Here is a 12,485-nt window from a genome sequence, read left to right on the forward strand (position 1 = left end):
CAGCACTTGATTGCAGCGCTTCAATCCGTGATGCTTGACCCAGGCGTTGGAGCGCTTCAAGAAGGTCCGGAGCCCTCCGTTGCCAGCCAGCCCGGCCACAAGGCCGGGGAAGGCTCGCTCCATCCGGCACCGGAGCCGGACGGGCTACAAGGAGGTGGCATGTGGCAGCAGTGACGAGCGCCGCGAGTGTCGGCGAACGGGCCCCGCGAACGGTGGAGGCGGGCAACGGGCGCCGTCGGCGATGGGCTGGGTGGGCCTTCATCGGCCCTTTCATGGCTGTCTTCACACTTGTCTTCCTGGCCCCCATTGCGTACTCACTCTGGCTCAGCGTCCACCGCACGCAGTTCGTCGGCGGAACGCAGTTCGTGGGGCTCGACAATTACGTTCGCGCCCTGCAGGACCCTCGATTCTGGGAGGGCGCAGTCCGGGTAGGACTGTTCCTGGCCGTCCAAGTCCCGGTCATGTTCGTCCTCGCGCTCCTCGCAGCGCTCGCTCTCGACTCGGGGCGCCTGTACGGAAAGAGCTTCTTCCGGATCTCGATCTTCATGCCGTACGCAGTGCCCGGTGTGGTCTCCGCGCTCATGTGGGGGTTCCTCTATGGAACTCGGTTTGGGTTGACTGGAAACCTGAACGACCTGTTCGGCTGGAACCTCGATCCTCTGAATTCGAGTCTCCTTCTGCCTGCGATCGGAAACATTGTGACCTGGCAATGGGTCGGATATTCCATGCTCATTTTCTACTCCGCGCTCAAGGTTGTGGACACCTCGTTGTACGAGGCGGCAGCAATCGACGGCGCCACTCAGTTTCAGATCATTCGCAAGATCAAGATACCGGCTCTTCGCGGCGCGATGGTGATCGCCACGATCTTCTCAATCATCGGTAGTTTCCAACTGTTCAACGAACCCCAGATTCTCCAGGCGTTGACTCCGCAGCGAATCACGTCACACTATACCCCGAACATGTTCGCATTCAACCTGTCCTTTGCCGGGCAGCAGGTCAATTATGCCGCTGCGATCGCCATCATCATGGGCCTGATCACCATGGTGATCGCCTACGTGGTGCAGCTTCGCGGCACGCGAAAGGACGTGTGATGGCCAGGCTCGCATCCACTGCCGTTCCGTCGAATGGCACCGAGTCCGACGGGCGCCGAACCGGTCGGCCCGGTCCCATCACGCTTCGGCCAGGGTTGCTTCGACCCGACAAGAAGCCGAAGAAGTCGATCGTCCGCACCATCCTGATGGCTTTGATGGCGCTCTACACGCTGGTGCCCCTGGCCTGGCTCGTCTTCAGCTCGACCAAGACACTCGAGGGTCTCCAGACATCGTTCGGACTGTGGTTCGCTGGGGATTTCGCACTGTGGGACAACATCCGGCTCGTCCTGACGCACCAAGACGGTGTGTTCCTGCGATGGTTTGCGAACACGCTCCTGTATGTGGTCGTGGGAGCAGGGGGCGCGACTCTGCTTGCGCTGCTGGGCGGCTACGCCCTGGCAAAGTTCGACTTCCCCGGCAAGCGCGCGGTCTTCGCCATAGTCATCGGCGCTGTCGCCGTGCCAGGCACTGCCCTCGCAGTACCAACCTTCCTGCTTTTCAGCCGACTCGGCTTCACCAACACGCCTTGGGCGGTGATCATCCCATCGCTCATCTCGCCGTTCGCGCTGTATCTCATGTGGACCTTTGCTAGCGAGGCAATTCCGACGGAACTCATGGAGGCTGCTCGAATTGACGGTGCCGGGGAGTTCCGCACCTTCTTCAAGGTGGGATTGCCACTGCTCGCACCGGGCACGGTCACTGTCATTCTCATTACGACCGTCACGACCTGGAACAACTTCTTCCTTCCTCTGATCATGTTACGCGATCCCCAGTGGTTCCCGCTCACGCTTGGGCTCAACAACTGGAATCAGGCGGCATTCACTCCGGGCGGGCAAGCACTCTTCCATCTTGTGCTCACGGGTTCGCTGCTCACTGTCATCCCGTTGGCGGTCACCTTCCTGCTGCTCCAGCGCTACTGGCAGAACGGTCTGGCCGCCGGCGCGGTCAAGGGTTGACCCCTGCAACTTCTCACAGCAACCTCACGATCCGATACGCGGCTCATGCCGCACACCACGAAAGGTCAACGATGACAAACATTCTCAGGCGTGCCGCACACGTCGGCGTCGCAGCCACGACCGCACTCGGACTCGGGCTCACGCTCGGCGCATGCGGCGGGGGAAGCGGCGACGCTGCTCAGGAAGTCGGTGCCGATGCTGTACGGGCGGCTCTTGAGGAGGGGGGTGACCTGCTCATCTGGGCGTGGGAGCCCACGCTTCAGGCCACGGTGGACGCGTTCGTCGCTGAGTACCCGCAGGTGAACGTCGAACTGGTCAATGTCGGTTCCGGTGCGGACCACTACACGGCGCTGCAGAATGCGCTCACTGCGGGCTCGGGTATACCTGACATCGCACAAATCGAGTACATGGCAGTCGAGCAGTTCAACATGACTGGTGACCTCGCAGACCTCACCCCGTTCGGCGCGGCCGAGCTTGAGGACCGCTTCGTACCGTCCTCGTGGGACGCGGTGGCGACCGGAGACGGCATCTTCGGGATGCCAATCGGCGGTGGTCCCATGGTGCTGTTCTATCGTGCGGACGTCCTCGCTGAGCACGGCATCGCAGCTCCCCAGAGACGTGGGACGAGATGATCGAGACGATGCGTATGCTGCGGGCGCAGAACCCTGACGTCTACATCGGGTCGAGCGCGATGGACTTCGGCTCGATGCTCGGGCTCATCTGGGCAGCTGGAGGCGACCCCTTCTCTGTCGATGGCACAACGGTCGGGATCAACCTGACTGATGACCCCGGCGTCGCCCGCGTCGCCGAGGTGTGGCAGACCCTCCACGACGAGGGCATGTCGTTCCCTATCCTCAACTGGACCGACGAGTGGTTCCGTGCCCTTGGCGACGGCACCATTGCCTTCTTGCCGATGGGCGCGTGGATGCCGGGGAACCTGATCGGCTCCGTGCCTGCTGGTGAGGGCGAGTGGCGGGTGGCGCCTCTTCCGCAGTTCGAGGCTGGTGGCACTGGCACTGGTCACCACGGGGGCTCCACGATCGCGATGATGGACGCTTCGCAGAACAAGGCCCTCGCATACGGGTTCCTTGAGTTCGCGGGTGTCGGCGCGGGCGTCCAGCCGCGCGTGGACGACGGGATCTTCCCTGACACCGTCGAACACCTTGAGGCGTCCTCTTGGCGTGACGCCGAGGTCGAGTACTTCGGCGACCGGCAGATCAACCAGGTGCTCGGCGACGCGGCTGCGAATGCTCTGCCCGGCTGGCAGTTCCTGCCCTTCCAGGTCTACGCCAACTCCATCTACTCCGACACCGTCGGTCAGGCGTTCATCGACCAGGGCACGATCATGGACGGAATGGCTGCCTGGCAGACGCGGCTTGAGTCCTTCGCGGAGACGCAAGGCTTCGATCTGAAGCAGTAGTCGACAAGGGTTCAGCGAGGCGGGGCGGACATCCGCCATGAGCGGATGTCCGCCCCGGTACCACCTCACGCGACCAGCGCTACCAGCAGCACTTCCCGCCGCTTGCCTTCTGGAGATCAGCATGTCCTACCAGCCGGTTCCGATCCCCTCACACATCCCCGAGAAGCTCACGATCACCTTGTGGGACTTTTCCTGGTACACGCGGACCGGGCCTGGGGAACCGTTCGAGGATCTAGACGCGGCGTTCCTGCAGTCCGCCGAGCGCGGGTACAACACGATCCGGATCTGCGCGATGCCGTTCCTTCTCTTCGGAACGTCCCATGGCGGCGAGTCCGCCTCGTTCGGACCGCTGGGAGGCCAGTACGCGCAGAATGTGCGCTGGTATGACGTGAAGCACCGTGTCACGATGAACGCGCGCGACCACCTGATCTCGTTGTTCGAGGCCGCGAAGCGGCATGGCTTCTTCGTTATCGTGTCGAGTTGGGAGTACCAGCAGAGTTCAGCATTCTACGGCGATGCATCCTGGTTCGACGAGCTAATGGCCGTCGATCTGTCCAACAGGCCAGCCGTGCTCGCTCGCTGCATCGCCGACATGGTCGATTTCCTGGCCTCACGCGATCTGGCGGACAGGATCGCCTTCGTCGAGTTGCACAACGAGGTCCAGTTCGGTTTCCTTGCGAACGCGCTCCCGGATGGCGAGGTCCAGCCTGGGTTTGCCACGGGCGGGCTGTCCAATGGCATGGATCCGGTGCTCGATCTGAAAGAGCGACTCACCGCGGGGCTCGACCTGTTCCACGACCGGCACCCCGGCATTGCGGTCACCGTGAACTACGCGGGCGTCCCCGCGGGTGTGATGCGCGGGATCCCCGAGAACATCGACGTCGCCGTGTTCCATCCGTATGTCTACGGGGTTCTCGACGAGTTCACTGCCAGGTTCAAGCTCCGCGACGAGTCGCGGTTCTCCACCGCCGTCGTGAGGCCGCTCCTGCGGTCGGGCGCACCCGACTACGTGGACTGGCAGCCGCCGGCTGAGGACGCGTGGCGCAAGCGCGCCACCATCGTCGGAAAGCCCGAGATCTACGTGCACGACTGGTGTGATGTGGAAGCGGTCGACCGGTACCTGTACGAGCGGTTCCAGAACCATCACTACGCGATGCTCACCAAGCTTGACTTGTGGATCGACGTCGCCGCCGACTTCGCCGCGAGCCGTGGGATCCCTCTCGTCTTTGCGGAGGGATGGGTCGGCTATACGCCGCTGCACTCGTGGTATGAAGAAGGGCCGATCGGGGCAGAGTTTTGCCGGATCGCCGCGAGAAAGTCCAATGAGATCGATGCATGGGGCTACATTGTGTGCTCCAATGCGGCCCCCCATCACCCAATGTGGGGCGAGGCCGCTTTGCAGCGGCAGTGCAACACCATTTTCACCCAAGGCCTCGAGGCGTAGCCACCGCTCGGCAGTCGGCCGGGTCGCTACGCCCCATCGACGAAGACCGCATTGGTCGCGTCCTGTGGTCCGCTCTGGACTTCGCAAATCGCAGCATCCCGCCGCCCGGTTCCCACCATCGCGGGTGCGTTCAATGACTAAGGAGTGCCTTCGTGCGCCGCTTTTCTGACACTACCTCTGCACTTGACCGCCTCTCTATCGAGGTACCGTCGTGGGCGTATGGGAACTCTGGGACACGGTTCAAGGTGTTTTCGACGCCAGGGACGCCGCGGGACCCGTGGGAGAAGATCGCCGACGCGGCGAAGGTGAATGAGCTGACAGGGCTGGCATCGGCTGTGGCGTTGCACATCCCGTGGGACAAGGTCGACGACTACACGGAGCTGCGGCAGTTCGCGAACGACCTGGGCGTCGAGCTCGGAACGATCAACTCAAACACGTTCCAGGACGACGAGTACAAGTTCGGGTCGCTAACCCACGTCGATCCGGCCGTTCGCCGCCGGGCGGTCGATCACCACCTGGACTGCATCGAGATCATGGGGCAGACCGGGTCGCGGGATCTGAAGATCTGGCTCGCGGACGGCTCCAACTATGCCGGGCAGGCCGACCTGCGCACGCGCCAGGACCTCCTCGCTGGGTCGTTGGCAGAGATCTACGCAGCCCTGGGCGACGAGCAGCGGCTGGTGCTGGAGTACAAGTTCTTCGAGCCGGCGTTTTACCACATGGACGTACCGGATTGGGGGACTGCGTACGCCCACGTCGCCGCTCTCGGGAACAGGGCCATGGTCTGCCTGGACACGGGACACCACGCCCCGGGTACGAACATCGAGTTCATCGTCGCCCAGCTCCTGCGCCTCGGAAAGCTCGGCTCGTTCGACTTCAACTCGCGCAACTACGCCGACGACGACCTGATTGTCGGGGCGGCAGATCCGTTCCAGCTCTTCCGCATCATGGTTGAGGTCATCCGCGGGGTGGCCTGGACGAGAGCTCCCCCGTGGCGTTCATGCTCGACCAGTGCCACAACGTCGAAGAAAAGATCCCTGGCCAGATCCGCTCCGTGCTCAACGTCCAGGAGGCCGCGGCCAAGGCGCTGCTCATCGACCGTGACGCCCTGTCCGCGTTGCAGGCTGCCGGTGACGTGCTCGGCGCGCACAACCTGCTAATGGACGCGTTCTGGACCGATGTGCGCGACGACCTCGCTGCCCACCGTGCTGCCAGGGGCCTCCCCGCAGACCCGGTCGCCGCTTTCCACGCCTCCGGATATTCCGCCCGTGTGGCGACGGAGCGTGTTAGCGGCACTCAGGCGTCCTGGGGGCTTGACATGCCGGCACGGGCGACGCGGGTGGCGGCTGTGGACATCGGGGCGACGTCGGGCCGTGTGATGGCCGTGACCATTGGCGCCGACGGGATCTTCATGGAGGAACTGCACCGGTTTCCCAATGGCCTGTGCGACGTCTCCGGTCACCTGGTCTGGGACTACACGCGCCTGACCGACGGCGTCGTCGAAGGCCTCAGGGCTGCTGCGGAGTCGGGTCCGGTGGATGGGATCGGGATCGACACGTGGGCGGTCGACTACGGCCTCCTCGACGAAGACGGAAATCTGCTCGGGAGCCCAGTCTGTTACCGCGATGAACGGACGACCAGTGCTGTTGAACGCTTCCCACTGTCGTCGGAGCGCTTGTACTCGGTCACGGGGATTCAGCACCAGCGGTTCAACACGGTCTATCAGCTCGCCGCCGACAAGGCCGGGCTGGCCCCGGTCAGCGATCGACTGGAGCGGGCGGCCCGGCTCCTGCTGATCCCGGACCTGCTCGCCTACGACCTGACCGGCGTGGCGGTGACCGAGGCGACGAACGCGTCCACGACGGGGATGTTCGACGCCACCACCCGTACCTGGTCACCGGAAGTCCTCGCCGCCGCGGGCGTGGAAGAGTCACTGTTCGGACGGTTGGTCGAGCCGGGTACGGTCATCGGACCTGTCACCGACCGGGTTGCGGCCCACACCGGGCTCGCGGTGGGCACGCCTGTGATCGCCGTCGGTTCGCACGACACCGCATCCGCCGTCGCCGCCACCCCCGGCCTGACGCGGGGGGGTGCGTTCATCTCGTCGGGGACCTGGTCGCTCGTCGGGATCGAGCTGAGTGCTCCGGTCCTGACGCAGGCCGGCAGGGCCGCGAATTTCACCAACGAGCTCGGCGTCGATGACACGGTGCGGTATCTGCGGAACGTCATGGGCCTGTGGCTCCTCACAGAGTGCCTGCGGTCCTGGGCGGCCGCAGGGAACCACCTGGACCTTCAAGAGCTGCTTGATGACGCCGCCCGCCAGCCCGTCGGTGTCGCGGTGATCGCTGCGGACGACGAGGCGTTCCTCGCCCCCGGCGACATGCCGGCTCGCATCGCGGCCGCCGTCCAAGCGACTGGCGGTGTCGTGCCGCAGACCCCAAGCCAGTTCGCACGTTGCATCATCGACTCCCTTGCCCATGCCTACGCTCGCACGATCGAGCAAGCATCCCGGCTCACCGCCACACCCATCGACTCCGTCCACATCGTCGGTGGCGGCTCCCGCAACGCCCTGCTGTGCCAGGCCACCGCCGACGCGACCGGCCTCCTCGTTCACGCCGGACCCGGTGAAGCGACGGTTCTGGGCAACGCGATCGTTCAGGCGCGGACACTCGGTGCCCTCAGCGGATCCCTCGATGACCTGCGCGCCATCGTCGCCGCGTCCTTCCCACCCACCGCCTACACGCCCGCCGCCGCGCCCACCGACAAGGGCCAGCCCGCCCGAAAGGCCGTCTGATGACCTATGACCTGAACGCCCTGCTCGCCGAGATGGGACAGGCGGGCACCCGCCTGAACCAGATCGACGCGTGCGAAGCCAACGCAGGCAATATCTCCGTGACCGTCCCGACCACCGGGCAAGAAGCCGACATCTTCCGCCACGTCGAGCCCTACGCCCTGCCGACCGCGGTTCCCGCGCTGCGCGGCCGGACGGTGCTGATGTCGGGGTCCCAGCAGCGACTCCGGGACATTGCGGACTCACCCACCGCGATCGTCGCCGCCATCGTGATCGACCACGACGGGTCCGCCGTCGTGCGCTCGGCTGAGAACCGGGCCTTCGCCCGCCCCACCAGCGAGGCCAACTCCCACCTCGCCGTCCACAACGATCGCGTCGGACGCCACCCCGTCGGGGTTCACGCCGTCGTTCACGCTCATGCCCCGTACACCACCACCCTCAGCCACCAGTTCTCGGGCAGTGGCGCGGACCCGCGAGAGTTCACTCGGCAGATCATGCGCTGGGAACCCGAGCTCGTCGTCCACGTCCCAAACGGCATCGGCTTCCTCCCATTCGAGGTCCCCGGCTCCAAGCGTCTCGAAGCTGCCTCTGTCGCGGGACTCCGTGATGCCTCTATCGTCGCCTGGGCAAAGCATGGCGTCCTCGCTCGCTCCGACAAGGGCCCCCTCGGCGCTGTCGACGTCATCGAGTTCATTGAGACTGGCGCACGCTTCCATGTCACCGCCCGGCTGGCGGGCAGCACTGCCACCGGCCTGACCGACGACGAGCTCGCTGCCATCATCGATGCCTTCTCCATCGAGACCACGGTGTTCTGACGATGGCGCGAACGATGTTCAGGTTCCGGGTCCGCCCCGACCTGCTCGATGAGTACCGGGAAGCGCACGCTGCCGTCTGGCCCGAGATGCTCCGGGCGCTCCACGAGACGGGCTGGCGCAACTACTCCATCTTCACCGCCCCCGACGGTGAGGTCATCGGCTACGTGGAGAGCGACGACATCACCGCGGCCCGTGAAGCGATGAGCGCGTTGGCGGTCAATGAGCGCTGGCAGGCCGCTATGGCCCGCTACTTCGCTGGGGCGGGCCCCGACGAGCGCCTGGTCGAGCTGAACGAGACGTTTCACCTGGAGACCCAGCTTGCGGCGGCTGACGGTCGGCCCATCGCCGTTGACCGGCAGGCCCAGCCCCGCGACTACCCAGTCGGCCGCTAGGTCGACAGGGCCGCACCAACCGGCACGAAGGAGACAGGCAGTGAACCAGACATACACGGGTGGTTTCACCCTGCCCGGCGAGGCCGGCAAGGAGGCTCTGACCCTGCGGCTTGCGGAACGGTGGGGTGCCGACGTGATCCGTGACTCGGACGGGACGAAGCTCTCGGACGAGATCCTGGGATCCGGTCACGGGATCTACTCGACCTTGTGCCTGGTCCGAGAGGATCTGGAGTGGGCGAAGGCCCACCCGCAGCTCATGCAGCAGAACTTCCTGATGTCGGCGCCCGTGGTCGCCGACGCGGACGCGGTGACGATCGACCTGCTGGCCGGGTTCTCTCGGGACCAGTTCGTGGTTCAGGACTGGGACGGGGTCGAGGAGTTCTGGCAGGTCCACGACCGCACCACCGGCGAGGTCCTCCCGATCACGCGGTGGGCGCTGGGGAGTGAGGGCACCGTTGTCGTGCGCGACGCGGTCCCGGGTCACACCTACACGGTGAACTTCCTGGTCATGCGGACCTGGGAAGAGATCTCGATGTACAACCACGTCACCAACGACTGGGGCGACCGCGAGCACCTGATGGCGGTCGAACCACGGCACCCCGAGGTCGCCGAGCACCTGCTGGCTTGGCTGGAGCAGTGGTGCACGGAGAACCCGGCGACGACGGTGGTGCGGTTCACGTCGCTGTTCTACAACTTCGCGTGGTTCTGGGGCTCCGACGGGAACCTGCCCCACCTGTACGCGGACTGGGCCTCCTACGACTTCACCGTGAACCCGATCGCGTTGCGCGCCTTCCGTGAGCAGACGGGGCGGACGATCACGGCCGAGGACTTCGTCAACGCGGGCCGCTACACCTCGACGCACAACCCGCCGTCGGACGTCTACCGGGCGTGGATGGAGTTCACCTGGGAGTTCGTCCTCGACCTCGGTCGCAAGTGCGTGGATGTCGTGCACCGGCACGGCAAGAAGGCGTACGTGTTCTACGACGACTCCTGGGTGGGCCTGGAGCCGTTCTCGGGCCGGTTCGCCGAGTACGGCTTCGACGGGCTCATCAAGGCCGTCTTCAACGGGTTCGAGGCCCGGCTCAACGCCGCCGTCGACGTCCCCATCCACGAGCTTCGCCTGCACCCTTACCTCTTCCCGGTGGACCTGGAGGGCAAACCCACGTTCGCGCCAGGTGGCGACCCGTCCACGGACTTGCTGCGGTACTGGGTCACTGTGCGGCAGGCGCTCGTGCGCGCGCGGATCGACCGGATTGGGCTCGGCGGGTATCTGTCGCTGGTCGAACCGTTTGAGGACTTCCAGGACGCCGTCGCCCGGATCGCCGATGAGCACCGCCGCATCCGCGCGCTTCATCTGTCGTCCGCCCGCAGCGGCGACGAGACGAGGCCGGTGCGCGTCGGCGTGGTCACCGCGTGGGGAGCGCTCCGCACCTGGTCGACCTCGGGGCACTTCCACGAGAACCGCAGCCTCTCGCTCATGCACGTCCTGGAGTCTCTGGCCGGGCAGGACTTCGACGTGTCCTTCCACCGCCTCGACGACATCGCTTCCGAAGGCGTCCCCGCCGTGGATGTCCTGCTCAACGCCGGCCTCGCCGGCTCCTCGTGGTCCGGCGGTGACGCGTGGTCCGACCCGCGCCTGGTCACCGCGATCACCCGGTTCGTGCATGACGGCGGTGGGCTGGTCGGCATCGAGGAACCCTCGGCGGTCGCGCCGGGCGCAGGCCTGCGCCGGTTCGCGCTGGCCGACGTGCTCGGCGTTGACCAGGACACCGGCGACCGCCGCGTCCTGGACCGTCGCCGCTTCGACATCAGCTCTGAAGCGCACCCGATCATGGACCGCGCCGCGAACGCCGCCGGGATCGGCCCCGTCCCGGGCCTGATGGTGCTGCGCGACGACGTGCACGTGCTGGCGGCCTCCGACGGCGCTCCGGTCGCGACCGCGACGCCGTTCGGCAAGGGCCGGGCCGTCTACCTCGCCGCCTACCGTCACGACGCGCACACAGCGCGCCTGCTGGAGAACGCCCTGCGCTGGGCCGCCGGCGCCGAGACCCCGCAGTGGTTGTCGACAAACCCCGCGGTCTCGGTCGCCGCGTTTGCGGACGCCGACGGCGACGGCACCGTCGTCGTGCTCAACGACACTCTCGAGCCGCAGCACACGCTGATCCTCAGCAACGGACGAGCCGTGGCGACTCTCGATCTTCCCCCTGCCGGGTTGATCGAACTGGAGGTCGCGGAGCTCGTCGCGGAGCCTGCCCCACCGGGCACGTGTTGATCCCGGGACAAGCAGCCCCACCGGGGACCGCCAGACACCCATCATCGAGGAAAGGAACGCCTCACCGTGGCACACCGCATGATCTGGAACCAGACTGCCTACTTCGGCCCGGGCTCGATCGCGGAGATCCCGCGTGAGCTCGTGGCGCGCGGCTTCACCAAAGCCCTTGTCGTGACCGACCAGGTGCTGGTCGACACGGGCGTGACCGCCCGCGTCACGACCCTGCTGGATGAGGCCGGGTTCGCCTACGAAGTCTTCAGCGACGTCGCCCCGAACCCGCCGATCGAGTGCGTCCAGGCCGGCGTGGCGGCGTTCGCCACGGCCGGTGCCGACGTGCTCATCGCCGTCGGCGGCGGGTCACCGCAGGACACGTGCAAGGCGGTCGGCATCGTCACCGCCAACCCGGAGTTCGCCGACGTGCGCTCGCTGGAGGGCGTGGCCGCGACGAGGAACCGGTCCGTGCCGATCATCGCGGTGCCCACGACGGCGGGCACGGCCTCGGAGACGACCATCAACTACGTGATCACCGACGTCGAGCGGCAGCGCAAGTTCGTGTGCGTCGACCCCAACGACATCCCGCTCCTCGCGGTGGTCGACCCGGAGATGATGGCGACCGCGCCGCGCGCCCTGAAGGTCGCCACCGGGCTGGACGCACTGACCCACGCGATCGAGGGGTACATCACCGCGGGCGCGTGGGAGCTGTCCGACCTGTTCCACCTCAAGGCGATCCAGGTCATCGCTGCCGCGCTGCCCGGCGCGGCCGACGGGGACGACGAGGCGATGGAGCGTATGGCGATGGCGCAGTACATCGCCGGGATGGGCTACTCCAACGTGGGCCTGGGCCTCGTCCACGCCATGGCTCACCCGCTCGGCGCGTTCTTCGACGCCCCGCACGGAGTGGCCAACGGCATCCTGCTCGCACCGGTCATGGCGTTCAACGCGTCGAGTTCCGCGGAGAAGTACCGCGACATCGCCGCCGCGTTCGGCGTCGACACCACCGGTATGGGCATCGAGGATGCACGCCAGGCCGCCGTCGTCGCCGTCGCCGCGCTCACCGAGTCGCTGGGCAACCCGACCACCATCACCGAGATCGGCGCGAGCGAGGCCGACATCCCCGCCCTGGCCCAGGCCGCCTACGACGACGTGTGCGCAGGCGGCAACCCGCGCACCGCGACCGTCGAGCAGATCGCAGACCTGTACCGCTCCCTGCTGTAGCGAGCCGCCGCTCTCGCCTCCGACCTCGTGATCGGGCACCGGACAGACCGCGTCCGGTGCCCGATCCCTCCCTCCCCGTTGTCACGCCG

General features: G+C 66.2%; 10 protein-coding genes and 1 pseudogene. All 11 read left to right on the plus strand.

Translation table 11 applies throughout. The annotated features are described in order from the left end of the window. Positions 1-170: 170 nt before the first annotated feature. Positions 171-1,091, plus strand: coding sequence for a carbohydrate ABC transporter permease (locus ET495_RS16695; RefSeq protein WP_425471241.1), 921 nt, complete (start codon positions 171-173; stop codon positions 1,089-1,091). Continuing rightward, a complete protein-coding gene (locus ET495_RS16700) occupies positions 1,091-2,047 on the plus strand; it encodes a carbohydrate ABC transporter permease (RefSeq protein WP_129205709.1) in 957 nt (318 codons plus the stop codon). The genes ET495_RS16695 and ET495_RS16700 overlap by 1 nt, the downstream gene beginning before the upstream one ends. 71 nt (positions 2,048-2,118) lie before the next feature. Next, positions 2,119-2,679: an ABC transporter substrate-binding protein gene (locus tag ET495_RS19270; RefSeq protein ID WP_281276141.1), complete on the plus strand. Its 561-nt coding sequence runs from the start codon at positions 2,119-2,121 to the stop codon at positions 2,677-2,679. Beyond that, on the plus strand, positions 2,676-3,467 hold the full coding sequence (locus tag ET495_RS19275) for an extracellular solute-binding protein (protein WP_281276142.1): 792 nt from the start codon (positions 2,676-2,678) through the stop codon (positions 3,465-3,467). Before ET495_RS19270 ends, ET495_RS19275 begins: the two co-directional genes overlap by 4 nt. 121 nt (positions 3,468-3,588) lie before the next feature. Next, a complete protein-coding gene (locus ET495_RS16710; protein ID WP_129205710.1) occupies positions 3,589-4,911 on the plus strand; it encodes a cellulase-like family protein in 1,323 nt (440 codons plus the stop codon). A gap of 152 nt (positions 4,912-5,063) precedes the next feature. Further along, positions 5,064-6,223 (plus strand): annotated as a pseudogene (rhaI, locus tag ET495_RS16715) (L-rhamnose isomerase); the annotation flags it as partial. A 66-nt stretch (positions 6,224-6,289) separates the two neighbouring features. Then, positions 6,290-7,705, plus strand: a complete 1,416-nt coding sequence (locus tag ET495_RS16720) for a rhamnulokinase (protein ID WP_245993518.1) — start codon at positions 6,290-6,292, stop codon at positions 7,703-7,705. Next, complete coding sequence (locus tag ET495_RS16725) at positions 7,705-8,517, plus strand: class II aldolase/adducin family protein (protein WP_129205711.1); 813 nt, start codon at positions 7,705-7,707, stop codon at positions 8,515-8,517. The genes ET495_RS16720 and ET495_RS16725 overlap by 1 nt, the downstream gene beginning before the upstream one ends. 2 nt (positions 8,518-8,519) lie before the next feature. Continuing rightward, complete coding sequence (locus tag ET495_RS16730; RefSeq protein WP_129205712.1) at positions 8,520-8,909, plus strand: L-rhamnose mutarotase; 390 nt, start codon at positions 8,520-8,522, stop codon at positions 8,907-8,909. A gap of 40 nt (positions 8,910-8,949) precedes the next feature. Beyond that, on the plus strand, positions 8,950-11,181 hold the full coding sequence (gene gnpA / locus ET495_RS16735) for a 1,3-beta-galactosyl-N-acetylhexosamine phosphorylase (RefSeq protein ID WP_129205713.1): 2,232 nt from the start codon (positions 8,950-8,952) through the stop codon (positions 11,179-11,181). 66 nt (positions 11,182-11,247) lie between these two features. Next, positions 11,248-12,396 (plus strand): lactaldehyde reductase, encoded by a 1,149-nt coding sequence (gene fucO / locus ET495_RS16740; protein ID WP_129205714.1) that lies wholly within the window; start codon positions 11,248-11,250, stop codon positions 12,394-12,396. Positions 12,397-12,485: the final 89 nt, after the last annotated feature.

It is taken from the genome of Xylanimonas allomyrinae (assembly GCF_004135345.1).
Classification (GTDB): Bacteria; Actinomycetota; Actinomycetes; order Actinomycetales; family Cellulomonadaceae; genus Xylanimonas; species Xylanimonas allomyrinae.